Below are 20,365 nucleotides of genomic sequence, written 5' to 3' on the forward strand. Positions count from 1 at the left end.
TGCAAGAGCCCCTTGCGCTATTGCGCCAGGGGCTTCGTCTATTCCGGGGCATCCGGTCCGACGGTCGCGGCCAAAGGAGGTCGCCGGCGTACGCAGCCGTATCGAAAACCAGCCGCGTACGTCCCCGACCTTGGACATGCCCCGCCCGGAAGGGGTGTACGCCTGTGCCCGCACTTGTGCTGCTCGGTGCTCAGTGGGGTGACGAAGGCAAGGGAAAGGCCACCGACCTGCTCGGTGGATCCGTGGACTATGTGGTGCGCTACCAGGGCGGCAACAACGCCGGCCATACGGTAGTCGTGGGTGATCAGAAGTACGCCCTCCACCTCCTCCCTTCCGGAATCCTCACGCCGGAGTGCACTCCGGTGATCGGAAACGGAGTCGTCGTCGACCCGTCGGTCCTGTTCTCCGAGCTGAACGGACTGAACGAGCGCGGTGTCGACACCTCCAAGCTTCTGATCAGTGGAAACGCTCACATCATCACGCCGTACAACGTCACTGTCGACAAGGTGACGGAGCGCTTCCTCGGGAAGCGGAAGATCGGCACGACCGGGCGTGGCATCGGGCCCACCTACGCGGACAAGATCAACCGCGTCGGCATCCGTATCCAGGACCTCTACGACGAGTCGATCCTGACCCAGAAGGTCGAGGCGGCCCTCGAGGTCAAGAACCAGCTGCTGACCAAGCTCTACAACCGCCGCGCCATCGAGGCCGGGCAGGTCGTCGAGGAGCTGCTGGGCTACGCGGACCGGCTCAAGCCGTACGTCGCGGACACGGTCCTGATCCTGAACCAGGCGCTGGAGCAGGACAAGGTCGTGCTCTTCGAGGGCGGCCAGGGCACGCTCCTCGACATCGACCACGGCACGTACCCCTTCGTGACGTCCTCGAACCCGACGGCCGGCGGTGCCTGCACCGGTTCGGGCGTCGGCCCGACGAAGATCAGCCGGGTCATCGGCATCCTCAAGGCGTACACGACCCGTGTCGGCTCGGGCCCGTTCCCGACCGAGCTCCTGGATGAGGACGGCGAAGCGCTGCGCCGCATCGGTGGCGAGCGCGGTGTCACCACCGGCCGTGACCGCCGCTGCGGCTGGTTCGACGCGGTCATCGCCCGCTACGCGACCCGTGTGAACGGCCTGACCGACTTCTTCCTCACCAAGCTGGACGTCCTGACCGGCTGGGAGGAGATCCCGGTCTGCGTGGCGTACGAGATCGACGGCAAGCGCGTCGAGGAACTCCCGTACTCCCAGACCGACTTCCACCACGCGAAGCCGATCTACGAGAACCTCCCGGGCTGGTCCGAGGACATCACCAAGGCGAAGTCCTTCTCCGACCTGCCGAAGAACGCCCAGGCGTACGTCAAGGCGCTGGAGGACATGTCCGGCGCCCAGATCTCCGCGATCGGAGTCGGCCCGGGCCGCGACGAGACGATCGAGATCAACTCGTTCATCTAGTACGGGTGTGGTGCGCGTGCGGCGCACGTGTTCAGTGCGGGGAGGGGCGTCCGGCCGGGCGCCCCTCCCCGTTTTCCATCAGGCGGCAGGAACCCGTGCGGGACGGGGCGCCGATGCGGCCGGCGCCCTCGCCGGAGACCCCCTGTACGACCAGGTATCGCTCGCTTCGGCGGCCGACGCCCGCGACTGCGGGGGGCGGCATAATCCGGCCATGAGCCTCACTGTGCGACAGCTCGCGCTCTCCACCTTGGACCGTCAGCTCCTGCTCGAACGCCGGTGCCTTGATGTGGCAGAGGCGGTTCGCCGGGTCTGCGCTGTGCAGGCACAGACACCGGCGTCGCCGTACCTGGCGCTGTGGAACCGCTTGCGGGATTTCGCGCCCGAGGATCTCGATGCGGCGTTCGCGGACCGCCGGATCGTGAAGGCGACCCTCATGCGGATCACGCTGCACGCCGTCCACGCCGAGGACTACGCGCCCTACCACGCCGCCATGCTGAGCACTCTGCGGGCGTCGCGGCTCTATGACCGCCGCTTCACCTCGACAGAGCTGACCCACACCGACGCCGACGCGCTGCTCCCAAAGCTTGTTGGGTTCTTGGTGCGACCCCGCACCGGCGCCGAGGTGGAGGAGGAGGTCACGAGGCGGTTCGGCGGGCACGCGCACCGCGTGTGGTGGGCGCTGCGGACGTACGCGCCGATACATCATGTGCCGACCGGCGGCCCGTGGTCGTTCACACAGCCGAACGCCTACCTCGCCTCCCCCATGGCCCCCGGGTCCGCGCCACAGGACGCGGCAGCCGGGGCGCAGCGGCTGTTGCTCGCCTATCTGCGGGCGTTCGGGCCCGCGTCGGCCCAGGACTTCGCCCGGTTCACCTTGCTGGGGCGCCCAGTGATCACCCAGGCGCTGCACGAGCTCGGAGACCAGGTGGTGCGGGTGACAGGTCCGGGCCGCGCCGCCCTGTTCGACCTGGCAGGGGCAACCGTGCCTGCCGAGGACACCCCGGCGCCGCCGAGGCTGCTGCCGATGTGGGACAGCACGCTGCTGGCCCACGCCGTCCCCGGCCGGGTCGTGCCCCAGGAGTACCGGCCGCTGGTGGTCCGGCGCAACGGCGACATGCTGCCCTGCCTGCTCGTCGACGGGCAGGTCGCAGGCGTGTGGCGCGCAGCCGACGGCGGGCTGGAACTGACCGCCTTCCGCAAACTCGACAAGGCTGCGTGGCAAGGTCTGACCGAGGAGGCGGAGAAGCTGTCCGCGCTGCTCGCCGACCGCGATCCAGCCGTCTACCGGCGCTACGGACACTGGTGGGACAAGGGGTTTCCCGGTGCCGAGAGCGTGATCGTCAAGGGCTGACCGCTCCGCCCCGCGGCCCTCAGGGCCGCCGCCACGTCGCTCAGGAGGCAGTTGAGAGGAACGCGGCCCAGGCTTCGCCGGAGACGGTGAGGGAGGGGCCGCCGGGGGTCTTGGAGTCGCGGATGTGGATGGTGTGGGGGCAGACGGCGACTTCGACGCAGTTGCCGCCGCTGTCGTTGCTGTACGACGACTTGCGCCAGGCGTAGGCGACTTCGACGCAGTTGCCGCCGCCGCCGTCGCTGTAGCTCGACTTGAACCACCGCAGTGCGCTGCTCATTTCCCCTCTTCTCCTGCCAGCCGCTCGATGAGGCTCAGTGAGTCGTCCGGGCTCAGGGCCTGTGTCCGGATCTTCGCATAGCGGTGGGAGAGCCGCGCCACCTTGGCGGGATTGCTGACGAGAACGCTCTCGTCCTCGATCTCCAGGTACGCCACGTGGTGGTGTTCCTCGGTCTCCACCAGTTTCATGCTGCCGCGATCGCCCGCGTGGCCGCCACGCAGCCCGCGTTCCAGCGGCACCACTTGGACACTGACATTGTCCCGCCGGGCGTCCTCGGCGAGCGAGCGCAGCTGCCCGCGATGCACGCCCCATGTCCCGAACGGCCGCCGCAGTACGGACTCGTCGAGGATCAGCTCGATCATCGCGGTCGGGTCGCGGTCGAAGAGCGCCTTGCGCGCCATACGGGCCTCGACCAGTTCCTCCGCCTTCTCCTCGGACGGCTTCGGAAAGCTGCCGCTGATCAAGTCGCGCGCGTACTCGGGCGTTTGGAAGAGCCCGTCGACCACGAAGGTCTCGTACGAGGACAACGTCACCGCCGCCGCCTCCATCAGGGAAAAGTCCTTGAACTGTGGCGGGTACTTGTCCAGCAGGACGAACGTGCGGGCCTTCTCGAAGACGCCGAGCCCGCCGCCGATCGTCTCCTCCAGCTTGACCAGCATCTGGTCGCTCGCGGGCTGGGAGCACGTCTCCATGGCACTGATCGCCGAGCCGGTGTAACCGATCTTCTTGCCCAACTGCTCCTGAGACAGCTGCTGTTGCTCCCGCAGGGCTCTCGCCAGGGCGGCTACGAGCTGCGCCGTCCCGCCCGCCTCCGTCTTGTTCTCCGCCCGCGCCATTGCGGTCACCCCCGAACTCAACTGATCCCAACCGGTCTCAACCCGACGCCACCCGCACCCGACTGTGATCGAGGGATAACGCAGAGTCATGGAAACGCTAGCCCCGCCTGCCGAAACTGTCCCCATGGATACACAAAGTCACGAAACAAACCTCGCCGAACCCCCATTCATCCCTGACTGGATCCCCGTCACCGGCATCCAACTCCGCAAGGCAGGCGTCCAGTTCGACGCCGTACGCGTGGACGGCGACACCGGTCGCCAAGTCGCCGACGCCCTCGCGAAGATGACGGGAGGTGATCCCGGCCCGGTCGTCGAGGAGGCGAACGGGTGCCGCGCGGTGTACTTCCTGGTCCCGGCCGGCAGCACCTCGCACCGCACCTGGCCCGACGGAGTCACCAGGCTCACCGCGGGCCCACAGCGCATCTCGTACGTCCCCGTACCGGCCCTGGGCGGCCAGACATGGCCCCTGAGCTGGCGCTACCGCCCCCGCGCCGACGGCGGCCTGGTCCACGCCCTGCTCCTGCGCTCGGCGCTTCACTCCCAGGGGTGAAGAACGCGAAGGTCTGCCGGGGAAAAGGGAGTTCGGCTTGCGTTGGTCGCTCTGAGTGCCCATAGAGTCACGCCAACGAAACGCCCCCGCGGTGCGCCAACACCCGGGGGCTCGACACCAGGAGCAAACCCTCCGGATGCGTATTCATCGTACGACGCCCACGCGCGCCTTTTCAGTCTTCAGCAACGCCCTCCTCCGCGACCGGAGCCTCTCCTGGTGCGCGGTTGGCGTACTGACGTACCTCCTGAGCCTCCCGAACGGCGCCCGTGCCACCATCCGCACGCTCGCCGAGCAGCGCAAGGAGGGGCGGGCGCGGATCGCGGCCGCCTTGCGGGAGCTGGAGGAATCCCGGTATCTGCGGCGGGTGGTCCGCAAGGACGGGGAGTCGGGTCAACTCTTCACGGTGTACGAGGTGTTCGATACCCCGTACGACAACGAGCCCCCTGCGGGTGAACCCGAAAAAATCCAGAACCTGGCCTCCGGTGAGTCGGACGTCGCCGGGGCGGGCGCTCTCCCTTCGGGAGAAAAGACCCGGGAACAAGAACCTCCCTCCCCGCCACCCGAGCCCGAGCCCGAGCCCGAGGGCAAGGGCAAGGGCGAGCGCGAGGTCGCGCCGACCGCGCGCACGGCGCTCGCCGCGAAGCTGCTCGGCTCGCTAGGCCGCGCAGAACCCCGGCTCGCCCTCGGCGGCGCCGAGGCGCTGCGGCTCGCGCCGCTGGTGGAGGAGTGGTGGGAGCGGGGTGCGACGAGCGCACAGGTGCGGTCTGCGCTGACACAGGGGCTGCCCTCCCCGGTGTACTCGTCCCGCGCCCTCATCGAGGACCGCCTGCGCCGCAAGCGCCCAGCGGCCCCAGAGCCGACTGGGCCGGCAGGGTCAGCATGGCTGGCAGGGCCAGCGGGGCCCGCTGAGCCAGCCGGGCCGGCAGCCGCTCCGGCCACAACCGTCGAGATCCGCACCGTCGATTTCCGCAGGCCCGGCGCAACCGCCTACCGGGAGGCCGCCCGGCGCGGCGGCGCACTGGTCCGCGCGCTGCTCAGCGGGCACCCGGAGCCCGCGTAGGGCCCGAGCAGACTCCCGGCCGCATGCCTGTGAAGCCGGGCCACCCCAACCGAGAAAGGTGCTATGACCACATTGCTTGAGCGGTCCGAGATGGTATACCACCGGTATACTTTCGTCATGGCTGACACCACCGTCAAGGTCGACCCCGCTGTCCGTGACCGCCTCATGGTGCTCGCCCGCGAGCGCGGGATGACCATGCGCGACCTGATCGCCGAGCTGGCCGGGGCGACGCCCACGCGGGAGGAGCTGCGGAAGCGGTACGAGGAGACGAAGGCGTACTGCGAGACGCACTTCGGCGTGACGCTCACGGACGAGGACCACGACAGGGCCGAGAAGGTCTGGCAGGACCTGGAGGCCGGTCGGCCCGTGGACAGCCTGTGAGCGGGATGAGGGTGGGATCGACGGCCGTCGTCTTCGACGAGTCGGCTCTGCTGGCGCTGGGGTCGGGGAATTCGCTGGCCTCGCAGTTCATCTCCAACACCGAGCACGGGCCCACCCGCCACGTGTACGTGCCCGCGCTCTGTCTGGCCGCCGCCGACGGCCGGCGCAAGGGGCTGGCCGAGCACGTGGGCGCCCTGCCCGCGGCCGAGATCGTCGAGCTCGACTTCGCGGGCGCGTCCACCGTTGGCGCGCTGCTGCGCGACGGAGTTGAGTGGCGGCTCGGTCACGCGGTCCACCTGTCCCGCCCGACGGCGGACTGGCCGAACGGACGCCACGTCGTGACCACCGACCCCGATCTGTACGCGGACATGCCCCTCGTGCGCACCATCAGGCTGCCGCGGCAGCGGTGACCCATGACCGGGTGAGCCCGGTCCGCCGCCGGTGTGCCCCGCACTTGTTCGCGGGGTACACCGGCACCATTTGCTGCTACACCATGCCCATCCTTGACCTGGACATGGCCTGTTCCTGGTTCCCGACCGGCTGGGACCCGACAACCATCTACGCGTGTAGTGCCCGAAGTCCCCGCACGACTCGCGCAGTTGCTCCCGTCAGCCAAGTCCCAGCCAGTCCCAGGAGACATGTATGCCCGTCAATCCCATGAACCGCCGGGAGTTCGTGAAGAAGTCGGCCGTCACCGGGGCGGCCGTCACGGTCGCGGGGGCCGTCGCCGCGACCCCGGCCCAGGCCGCGGACCACAAGCCCGAGAAGGCGCCCCGTACCTGGTCCTTCTCCATCCTGGGCACCACCGACCTGCACAGTCACGTCTTCGACTGGGACTACTACACGAACGCCACGTACAAGGACAAGGCGGGTAACTCGGTCGGCGTCGCCCGCGTCGCCACCCTCATCAAGCAGCAGCGCGCCGCCAAGGGCGAGAACCACGTCCTGCTCGTCGACGCCGGCGACATCATCCAGGGCACCTCGCTGGCGTACTACTACGCGCGCGTGGACCCGATCGTCCCCGCCACCGGCAAGCACGGGCCCAAGCACCCGATGGCCGTCGCCATGAACGCCATGCGCTACGACGCCGCCGCGCTCGGCAACCACGAGTTCAACTACGGCATCGAGACCCTGCGCAAGTTCGAGCAGCAGTGTCACTTCCCGCTGCTCGGCGCCAACGCGCTGGACGCCAAGACGCTGCGTCCGGCCTTCCAGCCGTACACCGTGAAGCGCATCTGTGTCCCCGGCGCCCCGGACATCAAGGTCGGCATCCTCGGCCTCACCAACCCGGGCATCGCCCTGTGGGACAAGGACAACGTCTCCGGGAAGATGGCGTTCACCGGGCTCGTCGAGCAGGCGAAGAAGTACGTCCCGCGGATGCGTGCCCTCGGGTGCGACGTCGTGTTCCTCACCGACCACTCGGGCCTGGACGGCAGTTCGTCGTACGGCAGTGAGCTGCCGTACGTCGAGAACGCCTCGAACCTCGTCGCCCAGCAGGTCCCCGGCATCGACGCGATCCTCGTCGGTCACACGCACGTCGAGGTCTCGTCGTACACGGTGAAGAACGAGGAGACCGGCAAGGACGTCGTCCTCTCCGAGCCGTACTGCTGGGGCATGCGCCTGACCGTCTTCGACTTCGAGCTCGAACTCCACCACGGCCAGTGGAAGGTGACGAGCACCAAGGCGCAGACCCTCAACAGCAACACGGTCGAGGAGGACCCGGAGATCACCAGGCTCCTCAAGGCCGACCACGACCTGGTCGTGAAGTACGTCAACACCCCGGTCGGCACCTGCACCGCGGACCTCTCCGCGGCCGAGGCCTGCTGGAAGGACGTCCCGGTGATGGACTTCATCCACCAGGTCCAGATGGCGACGGTGGCCTCCGGCCTGTCCACCGCCGACGCCGCCCTCCCTCTGATCTCCGTCGCCGCGCCCTTCAGCCGCACCGCCGACATCCCGGCGGGCCACGTCACCATCCGCGACGTGGCCGGGCTCTACATCTACGACAACACCCTGTACGGCAAGAAGCTCACGGGCGCCCAGCTCAAGGACTACCTGGAGTACGCGGCGAAGTACTACTACAAGGTCCCGTCCGGCACGAAGGTGGACACGGCCACCCTCACCAACGCCAACAGCTTCTGGGACTACATGTACGACACCGCCGCCGGGGTCGAGTACGACATCGACATCGCGCAGGCCGAGGGCTCCCGCATCAAGAACCTCACCTACAAGGGCGCGGCGGTCGCCGACGACCAGGTCTTCGTCGTCGCCGTCAACAACTACCGCGCCAACGGGGGCAGCGGCTACCCGCACATCGCGGCCGCCGACATCGCGTACAGCTCCACCAACGAGATCCGCCAGCTGATGATCGACTACGTCACGGCCAAGGGCACCCTCGACCCGGCCGACTTCGCGGTCACCAACTGGAAGCTGACACAGGACGGGACGCCGGTGTTCTGAGCCGTAGCGCCCTCTTCTTCCGAGGCGGGGCCGCCGACCGGATCACCCGGCCGACGGCCCCCACTCCCACCCCCAGGCCCTGTCCGGCCGGGGTGCGCCTCAGCTGAAGATGATCATCGATCCCTGGGCGAGGCTGCGCGTCGCCGCCGCGTGCAGGCCGAGCCACACATGCCGCTCGCGCGCGAACGGACTCGCGTCGTACGGGGCGGGCGCGGCCGGCTCCTCCAGCTCCGTGGGAGCCATGGGCGGCTGCGGGGCGGCCGGCGGGTTCGCCGGGTCGATACCGATCGACGGGGCCACGAACTCCAGCTCGCGCAGCAGCGTCTGGGAGGAGCCCAGAGGGCCGCCCCCGGCGAGGAGTTCATCATTGGCGAGCGGGTGCGGGAAGTCGACCGGGACGTACGCGCCCGCGTGGTCGTAGTGCCACACGAGGTGCGACTGCTGGGCGTTCGTCTCGAACATCTCCAGCAACTGCTCGTAGTCGCCACCCAGTTCGTCCACCGGGGTCACCGCGAGGCCGCACATCTGGAGCAGATACGCCCGGCGCAGGAAGTGCAGCGCGTCGTAGTCGAAACCGGCGACGGGGGCCACGTCGCCGGACAGCCCCGGCATGTACGCGTACACCGGGACCGGCGGAAGTCCGGCCTCGCCCAGCGCTTTGTCGTAGAGCGCCAGCTCCTCGGCGAAGGGATTGTCGGGGGTGTGGCACAACACGTCGACGAGCGGGACCAGCCACAGGTCACAGGCCAACAGACGGCTCCTCTAGCTCCTTGGGAAGCACGGTGGTCAGGGAAGCGTAATGGGTGGGACCCGTCCTCAGTCCCCCTCGTGCGGATCCCATACCCACACCCCGTGCCCGCATCCCGTGCGCCCATCCGTCGCACCGGCGCGCGCGCCTCCCGGCACGACCTTACGTCGCGCTCATCCGGCGGTCAGGCGCTCGAGGAGGGCGAGGGAGTGCTTGTTGTACGCGGTGACGATCGCGTGCGCCGCGCCCGGGTCGCGGCGGGCCAGCGCGTCCACGAGCTCCGTGTGGCCCGCCCACAGGTGGCCCTTCAGATCCTCCACCCGACGCAGGTGCTGCACCGTGCACACCCAGGACTGGACGCGCAGGCGGTGCAGGAAGTCGGCGAGGTAGGCGTTGCCGAAGAGGGCGCTCAGTTCGCGCCAGAAGCGCAGGTCGTAGCCGATGAGGATGTTCAGGTCGCCGGCCGTCGCGGCACGCTGGGCCTCCTCGCCGCGGCGTCGGACCCCGGCGAGGGCGGCGAGGGTGCGCGGATCGTCGGCCTGCGCCATGCCTGAGGCGAGGAGACTCTGGAACATCCCGTCGGTGACGAGGCTCCGGGCCTCGATCATGCCGCGGTAGTCGGCCGGCGAGTACTCGTGCACGCGGAAGCCGCGGTGCTGGTCCGCCTCCAGGAGGCCCTGGGCCGACAGATCGACGAGGGCCTCGCGGACGGGGGTCGCGGAGACGCCGTACTGCTCGGCGATCTCCTTCACCGTGAACGCCTGCCCGGGCCGGAGCCGGCCTGCCAGCACCTCGTCGCGGAGCGCGTCCGCGATCTGCTGCCGCAGGGTGCTACGGGTTACGGCGCCGTTGCCGCCGGTGCCGGGCATGGTCTCTCGCTCCCTCATCGCGTACGGGTGCACGTGCGTGTGCTTCCACTATGAGCACGTCACCTTACGCGGACCCGAGCCTTTCAGGGGCCCGGGATACGGGGCGCAGCCCCGCCCCCAGGGGCGCGGGGAACTGCGCGCTCAGCCCCCACCCACCCGCAGCCGACCCGCATGCCCCGGGGTCGAAGGGGCGGAGCCCCTGGGGGATGGGACGGGTAGGGGCGGCGGGGGCGAGAAACCCCCCCCGCGCGTCACACGGTGTGTTCGTCCGCCACCGACAACGCCTCGTCCAGCGCCGCGAGCCCCTCCTTCGCCTCCCCCTCGGAGACATTGCACGGCGGCACCACATGCGTCCGGTTCATGTTGATGAACGGCCACAGCCCCCGCGCCTTCGCCGCGGCTCCGAACGCGACCATCGGCCCATTGGCCTCACCGGCGGCGTTGTACGGCACCAGCGGCTCCCGGGTCTCCCGGTCCTTGACCAGCTCCAGCGCCCAGAACACCCCCGTACCGCGCACCTCACCCACACTGGGATGCCGCGCGGCGAGCTCCCGCAGCCCGGGCCCGAGCACCGTCTCCCCGATCCGCGCGGCCTGCTCGACGATGCCCTCCTCCTCCATCACGTTGAGGGTGGCGACGGCGGCGGCACAGGCCAGCGGATGCCCGGAGTACGTGAGTCCCCCGGGGTAGGGCCGCCGGGCGAAGGTCTCCGCGATCGCCGAGGAGATCGCGACACCGCCGAGCGGAACGTAGCCCGAGTTCACGCCCTTCGCGAAGGTCATGAGGTCCGGCGTCACGTCGTAGTGGTCCGCCGCGAACCACTTCCCCGTACGCCCGAAGCCCGCCATGACCTCGTCCAGGATGAAGACGATCCCGTACTGGTCGCAGAGCGCGCGCACCCCCGCGAGATAGCCCGGCGGCGGCGTCATGATGCCCGCGGTCCCCGGAATCGTCTCGAGGATGATGGCCGCGACGGTCCCCGGCCCCTCGAAGGCGATCGTGTCCTCCAGGTGCTGAAGCGCCCGCTCGCACTCCTGCTGCTCACTGTCGGAGTGGAAGGGGGAGCGGTAGAGGAACGGCGCCCAGAAGTGGACGACGCCCGCCGCGCCGCTGTCGTTGGGCCAGCGCCGCGGGTCACCGGTGAGGTTGATCGCGGTGGAGGTGGCTCCGTGGTACGAGCGGTACGCGGAGAGGACCTTCGGACGGCCGGTGTGCAGCCGGGCCATGCGCGTGGCGTTCTCGACGGCCTCCGCGCCACCGTTGGTGAAGAAGATCTTGTCCAGGTCGCCCGGGGTCCGTTCGGCGATCAGCCGGGCCGCCTCCGAACGGGCCTCCACGGCGAAGGCGGGCGCGAACGTGGACAGGGTTGCGGCCTGTTCCTGGATCGCGGCGACGACCTTCGGGTGCTGATAGCCGATGTTGGTGAAGACGAGCCCGCTGGTGAAGTCCAGATACCGCTTGCCGTCGTAGTCCCAGAAGTACGACCCCTCCGCGCCGGCGACGGCGAGCGGGTCGATGAGCTCCTGCGCGGACCAGGAGTGGAACACGTGCGCGCGGTCCGCGGCCTTCACAGCGGCGCCGACCTGGGGGTTGGGCTGAGGGGTCATGCGCCGAAGCGTAAATGTCCCCGGAGGGGGCGCGACATCGGCGTCCTGTCTGTGACCGGGGGCTTTCCACGACAGTCTGTCGGGCTTGGCCGCCGGCAACCGTACATTGACAGCACGCTGTCGACATGACAGCATGCTGACATATCGCACAGCCCTGGTCCACGCGAGGAGAGAGTGATGAACGCAATGAGCGCGACGAGCGACCACGGCAGTCCCGTCCACCTCGCCGTCTACGACACCTACGCCGACTGGGAGACCGGTCACGCCACCGCGTATCTCGCCCGCGCCGGCCACGAGATCCGGACCGTCGGCCCCACCCGGGAGCCGGTGACGACGATCGGCGGTCTCCGGATCCAGCCCGACCTCGCGCTCGACGAACTCCGCCCCGAGGACAGTTCCCTGCTGATCCTCACCGGCGCCGACCTCTGGGACACCTCCGACGACCTCGCCCCCTTCGCCCGCAAGGCCCGCGCCTTCCTCGACGCGGGCGTGCCGGTCGCCGCGATCTGCGGGGCGACGGCCGGGCTCGCCCGCGAGGGGCTCCTCGACGACCGGGACCACACCAGCGCCGTGTCCTTCTACCTCGCCGCCACCGGCTACCGGGGCGCCGGGCGGTACGTGGACACCGACGCCGTCACCGACGGCGACCTCGTCACCGCCGGACCGACCGAGCCCGTCGCCTTCGCCCGGGAGGTCCTGCGGCTCCTCGGGGTGTACGAGGGGGAGGTGCTTGACGCCTGGTACCGCCTGTTCCACGACTCCGACGCGTCCGCGTACGCCGTACTGGAGAAGGCCTCAAGGCCCGCCGAGGAGGCCGCCCGATGAGCCGGGAACGACAGAACCTCCTCAGCCGCGCCGCCCTCGGTGTCTTCCGGCTCAACGGCCAGTTCCTCTCCGTGGCGGACGAGCTGGCCGGCCCCGCGGGGCTGACCGCCGCCTGGTGGCAGGTGCTGGGCGCGGTGCTCCCCGAGCCGCTCCCCGTCGCCGGGATCGCCCGCGTCATGGGCATCACCCGGCAGAGCGTGCAGCGCGTCGCCGATCTGCTCGTCGGCAAGGGCCTCGCCGAGTACCTGCCCAACCCGGCCCACCGCCGCGCCAAACTGCTCTCCCCGACGGCCGCCGGCCGCAGCGCCGTCGCCGCGATCGGCCCCGGCCACGCGGCCCTCGCCGACCGGCTGGCGCGGGCGCTCGGGGAGGACGGCTTCGCCGAGACCGTACGGATCCTGGAGCGACTGTCGGCGGTTCTCGACGAGATCGACGGGGCCGCGACGGACGTCACGAAAACGCCAGGTGCTGTTACTGAACCGTAGACACCGCCCCACCCACCTCCCGGTGGGGCCGCACTATCCTCGGCCTCGGGCGGTTTGCGCAGGCACGGGGGAGGGCGGCACGACGATGGAGAAGCTGGGGGCGGGGGAACCGCAGCAGATCGGGGCGTACCGACTGCTCGCGCGGCTCGGTGCCGGTGGCATGGGGCGCGTCTATCTGGCCCGCTCCGACCGGGGCCGTACCGTCGCCGTGAAGCTGGTGCGCGAGGAACTCGCGGCGCAGGAGGAGTTCCGGGCCCGCTTCCGCCAGGAGGTGCAGGCCGCGCGCCGGGTCGGCGGCCTGTGGACCGCCCCCGTCCTCGACGCGGACACCGAGGCCGCCGTCCCGTGGGTCGCGACCGGATACGTCGCCGGACCCTCCCTCCAGACGGTCGTCGGCCACGACCACGGAGCGCTACCGGAACGTTCCGTCCGCATCCTCGCGGCCGGACTCGCCCATGCCCTCAAGGACATCCACGCGGCCGGACTCATCCACCGCGACCTCAAGCCCTCCAACGTTCTCGTGACCATCGACGGCCCACGCGTCATCGACTTCGGGATCGCGCGCGCCCTGGAGACCGTCACCGACGGCGGCCTCACCCGCACCGGCGCCCTCGTCGGCTCGCCCGGATTCATGGCGCCCGAGCAGGTCCGCGGCGACCGCGTCACGCCCGCGTGCGACGTCTTCTGCCTGGGTTCGGTCCTCGCGTACGCCGCCACCGGTGCCCTGCCCTTCGGGGTGGCGAACAGCGGGGTGCACGCGATGATGTTCCGCATCGCGCAGGAGGATCCCGACCTGGACGGCGTACCGGAGGGCCTCGCCGACCTCGTACGGCACTGTCTGCGCAAGGACCCCGCCGCCCGCCCCGACCTCGACGAGATCCTGGAGCGCATCGGCGCGCAGGACACCGTCGTGGACGGACGGTCCCGCGACCCGTGGCTGCCCAGCGCGCTGGTGGCCCAACTCGGACGGCACGCCGTGCGGTTGCTGGACACGGAGAACCCGGACGAGCGCCCCGCACCGGCTCCGGCGCCGCCCGCGCACCAGGCCACCGTCCCCGCTCCGGAACCGGCCCCGGGATCCGCCCCGGCGGCCCTGGACCTGTCCAAGCCTTCTGCCGCACCCACCCCCGCTCCCGCTCCTGAGGTCGCCCCGGAGCACGCCGCCACCCCGCCCCCGCCGGGCGGACCGGCCTCGCCGGACCACCTCCCGACGCTGGTCGCGGGCGCCGGCCAGACGCCCCCACCGGCCGCGCCGCCCGCCGCGCACCCCGGGTACGGCCATCCCCAGCAACACCCCAGCCCCACCGGCCCGCCCGCGTACGGCTATCCGCAGAGCGGCTGGGGCGCTCCCGGCTCGTACGGCCCGACGCCGCCGTACGGCCCGGGCATGCCCACCACGCCGTACGGCCCCGCGGGCGTCCCCGAGCCCGAGCCGCCGCGCAGAAGCGGCCGCTCCACCGCCGCCCTGATCGTCGTGGCGCTGGTCGTCGCGCTCGGCGCGGGCGGTTCCGTCTACGCGCTGATGCAGGGCGGCCCGGCCAAGGGCGGCGACGACGCGAAGGCGTCCTCGGCCGCGTCCACGAGCCCGACCTCCCCCGACTCGCCCCCGCCCTCCCCCTCTGATCCCTCCTCCTCCCCTTCCGATTCGCCCTCTTCCCAGGCCTCCCAGGGCGGCACGATCCCGGAGGGGTTCCTCGGCACCTGGGACGCCTCCATCGACAACGCGACGGGCCACAACACCCGCCGACTCACCATCCAGCAGGGTGCGGTGGGTGACACGGTCCTCTCGCTCGTCGCGGACGGTCCGTCCGGCAGCAGCACCTACCACTGCGTCTTCCGGGCCGAACTGACCGCCGCCCCCGGCGCCGGCGGCCCCCTGGTGATCGGGCCCTCCGAAGTCACCGGCGGCGCACCGATCTCCTCCTGCTCCCCGGGCGCCGCCTCCGAGATCACCCTTCTGTCCGATGGCCGACTACGCCGGGTGAACACGGGCTCGGGCGAGTCGTTGACGTACACGAAGAGCGGCTGACGAGCCGTCAGTTCGGTTGAACGGTCGCTGAACTTCACCCGGCGTACGCCGGATGTTCCCGCCTCGAGCCGTACGGTGACCGCACCTTGGGCTCGGGGGAGTGGCTCGCGATGGAGTGGCTGAGCGCGGAGAACATTGTGGCCGTGGGGACCGCCGTGATCGGTGTCGTCGCCTCCGCGGTGATGGTCTGGTACGAACGCCGGGTGCCGCGGCGCTGGGGGCACCGCCCACGCCCTTAAGGCAGTGGGGGAGGATCGGTTACCGGGTGCAGATGGACAACCCGATAGGCGACGACGTGCGTTCGGGGCGCGCCAACGTACGGCTCGGGCTGTTCGACGAGACGCCGGGCATGATGGACGCGACCCTCGTGCTGCTGCGGATCGAGAACGACGGTTCGCAGAGCATCGCCGGTGACGACTACACGAGCCGTGAACGCCACGGTCTGACGGCGGTGTTCACCGACCGCACGATCCGCGGTGTGTCGGTCACCCAGCCGCCCGGCACCGACCACCTCATGGACCACTTCACGCCCGCCGCGGGGCTCAGTTACGAGGACGGCGTCCTGCGCATCCCGCGCGTCCCGCTCAACCGGGGCGAGCACTTCAAGCTCCTCGTGCTGCTGTCGGGCGGGGACGTGGGGCGCGAGATACGGCTGATCGGCGGGTTGCGGGACGGCGAGGTCAGCCCCAACCGCAGTACGACACCGGACGACCAGCCGCCCCTCTTCAGCCGGGCGGCCCGGCTGATCACCGTGCTGCTGACCGTGTGTGTCGTCACGCTCGCGCTGATCGTCGTGCTGCGGGACGACTCCCCGCCGCCGATCGGCTGCGAGAAGGGCACGCTCACCGTCACCGGCTCGACCGCCTTCGCGCCCGTGATGAGCGAGCTGGCGAAGAAGTACGAGCAGGACTGCGAGGGCGCCGACATCGTGGTCGACGCGCACGGGAGCACGGCGGGGGTGCGTGAACTCGGCGAAGCCGGCGCCAAGTCCACGAAGGGCGCGCCGCCCGTCATCGCCCTCTCCGACGGGCCGAAGCCGAGCGGGTTCCCGCAGCTGCGCGAGAACCGGGTCGCGGTCTCGGTCTTCGTCCTGGTCGTGCACGACGACCTGCCCGTCCGGAACCTGTCCGTGGCCGACGTACGCCGTCTCTACCGCGGCGAGATCAAGAACTGGAAGCAGCTCGGGGGTCCCGACCGCCCCGTGCTCCTCGTCAGCCGGGACGCCAACTCCGGTACCCGCCAGGTCTTTCAGCGCCGGGTCCTGGGGCGGGGCGAAATCGCCAACTCCTCACTGGACTGCGTCCACAAGGACGACGCGACGGCGCCCGTGGTGCGGTGCGAACTCGACTCCACCGAGCAGGTGCTGAGCACCGTGGCCGGGTTGCCCGGGGCGATCGGCTACAGCGAACTGAACCTCGCCACCGGTTACAAGGGCCTGCACCAGCTCACCCTCGACGGGCACACCGCGTCCGTGGAAGACCTGGAACACGGCACGTCCTCCTACCCGTACCGGGAGATCGAGTACGCCTACACCTACGGCCAGCCGCCCGCCGACTCCCTCGCCTCCAGCTTCCTCACCTACATCAGCCGCGGCAACGGCCAGGACGTCATCCGCACCCACGGCCACCTGCCGTGCGGCACCCCGGTGGGCCTGAAAATCTGCGGCACCAACTGATCTTTCGACGCCGGGTGCGTTGCTTGACTGCGGGCAGGAGGGGGCTTCGCCCCGCATCCCCCGCCCGCCCGGGTTCGTTTGGCTGCGGGTCCGGTGGGGGCTGGGCGCGCAGTTCCCCGCGCCCCTGAGGGGCGCTGCGCGCATCTTCAGCCCGTCCGGCGTTTGAGGACGAGCCCTTTGGGCGATGTGGGGGTCCAGGGGGCGTAGCCCCCGGTGGGGTCGAAGGGGCGGAGCCCCTGGGGATGGGACGGGTAGGGGCGGCGGGGGCGAGGGAACGCTAGCGCGGCTCCGGGGGGCGCTGGCGGGGCATGTTCGGGCGGGTGCCCGGCGGCAACGGCAGCCGCCCGGGCGACGCACCCTCCCCCCGAGGAACCCCGGCCAGGGACGACTGGATGCCCAGCGGCGCGGGCCCGGTCCGGAACTCCACCATCCAGTCCGCCGTCTCCACCCGCACCAACTCCGTCACATCCTCCGAAAACCTCCGCAGCACCCCCAGACACCGATCCGCCGCCTCGCTGGCGGTCCCCTCCGTCGGCCCCAGAACCTCCCGCACACTCTCCGACGCCCAGTCGAACTGCAGCACCTGCAACCGCCGCTGCACGGCCTGCGCGGTCGCCACGTCCCTTATCCACCCGGAGGTCACCCCGAAGAACCGGTCCCCAGCCACGCACGCGACCCCGAGCAACAGCGCGAGATACCCCCAGGGGGCGACCCCGCCGACCACTCCCGTGAGGTCCAGCAGGGGAAGCGCGGCCCCGGCCACCGCCCCCGCCGCCGCCCCGCCCCGCAGCACCCGCGCCCCCCGCCGCTTCCACACCCGGTCCGCGAGATACCAGGACGCCGTGTCGAGCGCCCCCCGCTCCACCCACCGGTACAGCTCATGGAGCCGCTCGGCCGGCTCCCCCCAGTCCCCGAGCGGAAACGCCCGGCCGGTCAGATCACCCGGCCGGGTCCCCGCGGCCCCGTCGTCCCGCCCGTCCTGGGGCGGCCCCTCGGGCTGCATCTCCGGCTGGCTCACCCGGCACTCCCTACTGGCGAAGGACGACGAAGCTGGTGATGTTGCTGGTGACGTTGTGTCTGGTGACGGTGTGTGATGTCAAGTGACGCGTGGTGCCGAAGCGCCGCCCCCTTCCTACCGCCCAATGGGTGGCGATGGCCCGGGTTTCGCAGCTTTTCCGCCTGAAAGAGGGTCTTGGTCAGGTATAGGCTTCGAGATCGTCTCACTCGAAAGAGTGCTTGGGCGACGGCCCCGCCAACCACGTAGGCTCGTGCTGAACGGGAAAACCCCGTCCAGACAGCCGTACGGACCAGGAGCTGATCGTGATTCCCGGTGGTGGCCAGCCCAATATGCAGCAGCTGCTCCAGCAGGCCCAGAAGATGCAACAGGACCTCGCCAACGCGCAGGAGGAACTCGCGCGCACCGAAGTCGAAGGCCAGGCGGGTGGCGGTCTGGTGACGGCGACGGTGACGGGCTCGGGTGAGTTGCGCGCCCTGGTCATCGACCCGAAGGCCGTGGACCCCGAGGACACCGAGACCCTCGCCGACCTGGTCGTCGCGGCGGTCCAGGCGGCCAACGAGAACGCCCAGGCGCTCCAGCAGCAGAAGCTCGGCCCGCTCGCCCAGGGCCTCGGCGGCAGTGGCATCCCCGGCCTGCCTTTCTAAGACCGGCGGCGGCCAACTACCGTACGTACTGAAAGATTCCAGGAAGGGCGGCAGTCCGTGTACGAAGGCGTGGTCCAGGACCTCATCGACGAGTTGGGGCGGCTGCCCGGCGTCGGTCCCAAGAGCGCGCAGCGGATCGCCTTCCACATCCTGCAGGCGGAGCCGACGGACGTCCGCCGGCTCGCGCAGTGCCTCATGGAGGTCAAGGCGAAGGTCCGCTTCTGCGCGACCTGCGGCAATGTGGCGCAGGAGGAACTGTGCAACATCTGCCGCGACCCGCGTCGGGATCTGACCGTCATCTGTGTGGTCGAGGAGCCCAAGGACGTCGTCGCGGTCGAGCGGACGCGCGAGTTCCGGGGCAAGTACCACGTGCTGGGCGGCGCGATCAGCCCGATCGAAGGCGTCGGCCCGGACGACCTCCGGATAAGGGAACTCCTCGCCCGTCTCGCCGACGGTACGGTCACGGAGCTCATCCTCGCCACGGACCCGAACCTGGAGGGCGAGGCGACGGCCACGTACCTCGCCCGCATGATCAAGCCCATGGGCCTCAGGGTCACCCGCCTGGCCAGCGGCCTCCCGGTGGGTGGCGACCTGGAATACGCGGACGAGGTCACACTCGGTCGCGCCTTCGAGGGGAGACGACTCCTAGATGTCTGACGCCACGCTGCACGCGACCAGTCAGGATCCCGACGACTTCGTGGTCCAGATCGCGGACCAGGTCGAGAGCTTCATCGTCGCCGTCACCGAAGTGGCGAAGGGCGACGAGCCCGACTCCGCCGTGCCCTTCCTCCTCCTGGAGGTGTCCCAGCTGCTGCTGGCGGGCGGCCGTCTCGGCGCGCACGAGGACATCGTCCCCGACGAGCGCTACGAGCCGGACCTCGGTCCGGAGCCGGACGTCGACGACCTGCGCGAGCGTCTCGCGGTCATGCTGGAACCGATCGACGTCTACTCCGAGGTGTTCGACCCGTACGAACCGCGCAAGGCCCCGGTGGCCTGCCGCATCTCGGACGACCTCGCGGACGTCATCACCGATCTGCGCCACGGCATGGCCCACTACCGCGCGGGCCGCACCACCGAAGCCCTGTGGTGGTGGCAGTTCTCCTACTTCTCCAACTGGGGGTCTACCACCTCGGCGGCCCTGCGCGCCCTCCAGTCCCTGGTGGCCCACGTCCGTCTGAACCAGCCCCTGGACGACCTCAACGGCCTCGACACCGACCAGGACCTCGGCGAGGAGGTCCTCGCGGAGGAGGCGGGCCGGGTCATGGCCGAGGAGATCGGCGGGCCGCTCGGCATCAGGTCGTCCAAGTAGCCCCGGTCCGGGGTCAGTCGGCGGGCCAGTGCGCCCGGGTGAAGGCGGCGGCGGAGGTCAGCGCGGCGTCGGCGTCGTCCCGCAGGATCTCGTGCGAACCGACCTGGATGAGCAGGGGCGCGAGCCCCGTCAGGTCGGCGTGGACCGGGCTGGCCAATGGCGGCGGTCAGCGCGGGATCGACGTCGGCCTTGCCGGTCAGACTGTCCCCGGACAGGGTCAGATCGGCCCATGGGGAGAAGACCACGGCCGACGACGGCTGCGGCAGCCCCGCCTCCTTGAGCGCGACGAGCGTGGCCACCACCAGCCCGCCGCCCGCGGACTCGCCGACGAACGCGACCTCGGAGCTGGGTGTCCCGTCCGCGAGCAGGGCGCGATAGGCGGCCACGGCGTCGTCGACGGCCGCGGGGAACGGATGCTCCGGGGCCAGCCGGTAGTCCACCGAGACGGCACGGACCCCGACACGCCGGGCCACGTCGGCGGCCAGTCCCACGGAGTCGGCGGCCGAGCCGAGGGCGCACGACCCCACCCCGCTCGGCGACCCCCGGCCGCAAGCCGACGACACTCCGCAACGACTGCCTACCCGCGGCCGCCGACCACCCGAGGCCGCCATGCGACGCGCGGCCGCCATACGACGCGAGGGGCCGTGCCGGTACGTCGCAAGCCCGTCGCTTACGTTCGGATCGAGCAGCGGCTCGCATGCCCGGCCCACGTCTGATCCAGCGGCGACGGGCTCGACGTACCGGCACGGCCCCGCCCCACCACCGACATTGGCCCCCACCACCGACATTGGCC

General features: G+C 70.6%; 20 protein-coding genes and 2 pseudogenes. 14 read left to right on the plus strand and 8 right to left on the minus strand.

Annotation, left to right across the window (positions count from 1 at the left end):
* Window positions 1–164: 164 nt before the first annotated feature.
* Both ACFZDJ_RS09905 and ACFZDJ_RS09910 read left to right on the plus strand, forming a co-directional pair.
* Window positions 165–1,448: an adenylosuccinate synthase gene (locus ACFZDJ_RS09905; protein WP_054231366.1), complete on the plus strand. Its 1,284-nt coding sequence runs from the start codon at window positions 165–167 to the stop codon at window positions 1,446–1,448.
* A 211-nt stretch (window positions 1,449–1,659) separates the two neighbouring features.
* Window positions 1,660–2,799 (plus strand): DNA glycosylase AlkZ-like family protein, encoded by a 1,140-nt coding sequence (locus ACFZDJ_RS09910; protein WP_391057551.1) that lies wholly within the window; start codon window positions 1,660–1,662, stop codon window positions 2,797–2,799.
* Window positions 2,800–2,839: 40 nt separating this feature from the next.
* On the opposite strand, the gene ACFZDJ_RS09915 is transcribed toward ACFZDJ_RS09910, so the two are convergent.
* Together ACFZDJ_RS09915 and ACFZDJ_RS09920 are read right to left on the minus strand one after the other, a co-directional pair.
* Window positions 2,840–3,076: a DUF397 domain-containing protein gene (locus ACFZDJ_RS09915; RefSeq protein WP_391057553.1), complete on the minus strand. Its 237-nt coding sequence runs from the start codon at window positions 3,074–3,076 to the stop codon at window positions 2,840–2,842.
* The gene (locus ACFZDJ_RS09920) at window positions 3,073–3,921 is read right to left on the minus strand and encodes a Scr1 family TA system antitoxin-like transcriptional regulator (RefSeq protein ID WP_391057555.1); all 849 of its coding nucleotides are present in this window, start codon (window positions 3,919–3,921) and stop codon (window positions 3,073–3,075) included. Before ACFZDJ_RS09920 ends, ACFZDJ_RS09915 begins: the two co-directional genes overlap by 4 nt.
* Window positions 3,922–4,036: 115 nt before the next feature.
* On the opposite strand from ACFZDJ_RS09920, the gene ACFZDJ_RS09925 reads away from it, so the two are divergent.
* From ACFZDJ_RS09925 to ACFZDJ_RS09945, 5 genes are all read left to right on the plus strand, one after another.
* The gene (locus ACFZDJ_RS09925; protein ID WP_391057558.1) at window positions 4,037–4,462 is read left to right on the plus strand and encodes a hypothetical protein; all 426 of its coding nucleotides are present in this window, start codon (window positions 4,037–4,039) and stop codon (window positions 4,460–4,462) included.
* A 136-nt stretch (window positions 4,463–4,598) separates the two neighbouring features.
* A complete protein-coding gene (locus ACFZDJ_RS09930; RefSeq protein ID WP_391057560.1) occupies window positions 4,599–5,522 on the plus strand; it encodes a hypothetical protein in 924 nt (307 codons plus the stop codon).
* A 117-nt stretch (window positions 5,523–5,639) separates the two neighbouring features.
* Window positions 5,640–5,903, plus strand: coding sequence for a hypothetical protein (locus tag ACFZDJ_RS09935; RefSeq protein ID WP_257016653.1), 264 nt, complete (start codon window positions 5,640–5,642; stop codon window positions 5,901–5,903).
* A gap of 5 nt (window positions 5,904–5,908) precedes the next feature.
* Entirely contained in the window at window positions 5,909–6,313 is a 405-nt protein-coding gene (locus ACFZDJ_RS09940; RefSeq protein ID WP_391057864.1) for a hypothetical protein, read from the plus strand.
* A gap of 232 nt (window positions 6,314–6,545) precedes the next feature.
* On the plus strand, window positions 6,546–8,363 hold the full coding sequence (locus ACFZDJ_RS09945) for a 5'-nucleotidase C-terminal domain-containing protein (RefSeq protein ID WP_390934191.1): 1,818 nt from the start codon (window positions 6,546–6,548) through the stop codon (window positions 8,361–8,363).
* Window positions 8,364–8,462: 99 nt separating this feature from the next.
* Here the strand turns inward: ACFZDJ_RS09945 and ACFZDJ_RS09950 are convergent, their stop codons facing one another.
* The 3 genes from ACFZDJ_RS09950 to ACFZDJ_RS09960 form a co-directional block, all read right to left on the minus strand.
* Complete coding sequence (locus tag ACFZDJ_RS09950; protein WP_054231368.1) at window positions 8,463–9,113, minus strand: hypothetical protein; 651 nt, start codon at window positions 9,111–9,113, stop codon at window positions 8,463–8,465.
* Window positions 9,114–9,284: 171 nt separating this feature from the next.
* Entirely contained in the window at window positions 9,285–9,980 is a 696-nt protein-coding gene (locus tag ACFZDJ_RS09955) for a GntR family transcriptional regulator (protein WP_391057564.1), read from the minus strand.
* A gap of 251 nt (window positions 9,981–10,231) precedes the next feature.
* Entirely contained in the window at window positions 10,232–11,587 is a 1,356-nt protein-coding gene (locus ACFZDJ_RS09960; RefSeq protein ID WP_390934193.1) for an aminotransferase class III-fold pyridoxal phosphate-dependent enzyme, read from the minus strand.
* Window positions 11,588–11,764: 177 nt separating this feature from the next.
* Here ACFZDJ_RS09960 and ACFZDJ_RS09965 point away from each other — a divergent pair, with 177 nt between their 5' ends.
* The 4 genes and pseudogenes from ACFZDJ_RS09965 to ACFZDJ_RS09980 all read left to right on the plus strand — a co-directional run bounded on the left by ACFZDJ_RS09965 (window position 11,765) and on the right by ACFZDJ_RS09980 (window position 16,601).
* The gene (locus ACFZDJ_RS09965; RefSeq protein WP_389602739.1) at window positions 11,765–12,412 is read left to right on the plus strand and encodes a type 1 glutamine amidotransferase family protein; all 648 of its coding nucleotides are present in this window, start codon (window positions 11,765–11,767) and stop codon (window positions 12,410–12,412) included.
* Window positions 12,409–12,897, plus strand: a complete 489-nt coding sequence (locus tag ACFZDJ_RS09970) for a MarR family transcriptional regulator (protein ID WP_390934194.1) — start codon at window positions 12,409–12,411, stop codon at window positions 12,895–12,897. The genes ACFZDJ_RS09965 and ACFZDJ_RS09970 overlap by 4 nt, the downstream gene beginning before the upstream one ends.
* An 85-nt stretch (window positions 12,898–12,982) precedes the next feature.
* Window positions 12,983–14,926, plus strand: a complete 1,944-nt coding sequence (locus ACFZDJ_RS09975) for a protein kinase (RefSeq protein ID WP_390934195.1) — start codon at window positions 12,983–12,985, stop codon at window positions 14,924–14,926.
* 110 nt (window positions 14,927–15,036) lie between these two features.
* Window positions 15,037–16,601, plus strand: a pseudogene (locus ACFZDJ_RS09980) (substrate-binding domain-containing protein).
* Between the two features lie 277 nt (window positions 16,602–16,878).
* On the opposite strand, the gene ACFZDJ_RS09985 reads toward ACFZDJ_RS09980, so the two are convergent.
* Window positions 16,879–17,619, minus strand: a complete 741-nt coding sequence (locus tag ACFZDJ_RS09985) for an SLATT domain-containing protein (RefSeq protein ID WP_168509877.1) — start codon at window positions 17,617–17,619, stop codon at window positions 16,879–16,881.
* A 302-nt stretch (window positions 17,620–17,921) separates the two neighbouring features.
* Between ACFZDJ_RS09985 and ACFZDJ_RS09990 the strand changes: the two genes are divergently transcribed.
* Genes ACFZDJ_RS09990 through ACFZDJ_RS10000 form a run of 3 tightly spaced genes read left to right on the plus strand, consistent with a single transcriptional unit; the run spans window position 17,922 to window position 19,572 of the window.
* The gene (locus tag ACFZDJ_RS09990) at window positions 17,922–18,263 is read left to right on the plus strand and encodes a YbaB/EbfC family nucleoid-associated protein (RefSeq protein ID WP_075033091.1); all 342 of its coding nucleotides are present in this window, start codon (window positions 17,922–17,924) and stop codon (window positions 18,261–18,263) included.
* 57 nt (window positions 18,264–18,320) lie between these two features.
* Entirely contained in the window at window positions 18,321–18,920 is a 600-nt protein-coding gene (gene recR / locus ACFZDJ_RS09995) for a recombination mediator RecR (RefSeq protein WP_095853428.1), read from the plus strand.
* Window positions 18,913–19,572 (plus strand): DUF5063 domain-containing protein, encoded by a 660-nt coding sequence (locus ACFZDJ_RS10000; RefSeq protein ID WP_095853427.1) that lies wholly within the window; start codon window positions 18,913–18,915, stop codon window positions 19,570–19,572. Before recR ends, ACFZDJ_RS10000 begins: the two co-directional genes overlap by 8 nt.
* A 13-nt stretch (window positions 19,573–19,585) precedes the next feature.
* Here the strand turns inward: ACFZDJ_RS10000 and ACFZDJ_RS10005 are convergent, their stop codons facing one another.
* Both ACFZDJ_RS10005 and ACFZDJ_RS10010 read right to left on the minus strand, forming a co-directional pair.
* The gene (locus tag ACFZDJ_RS10005; RefSeq protein WP_391057885.1) at window positions 19,586–19,729 is read right to left on the minus strand and encodes a hypothetical protein; all 144 of its coding nucleotides are present in this window, start codon (window positions 19,727–19,729) and stop codon (window positions 19,586–19,588) included.
* Between the two features lie 73 nt (window positions 19,730–19,802).
* A pseudogene (locus ACFZDJ_RS10010) lies at window positions 19,803–20,360 on the minus strand (alpha/beta hydrolase fold domain-containing protein); the annotation flags it as partial.
* Between the last annotated feature and the right edge of the window lie 5 nt (window positions 20,361–20,365).

It is taken from the genome of Streptomyces sp. NPDC007896 (assembly GCF_042959425.1).
GTDB lineage: Bacteria > Actinomycetota > Actinomycetes > Streptomycetales > Streptomycetaceae > Streptomyces.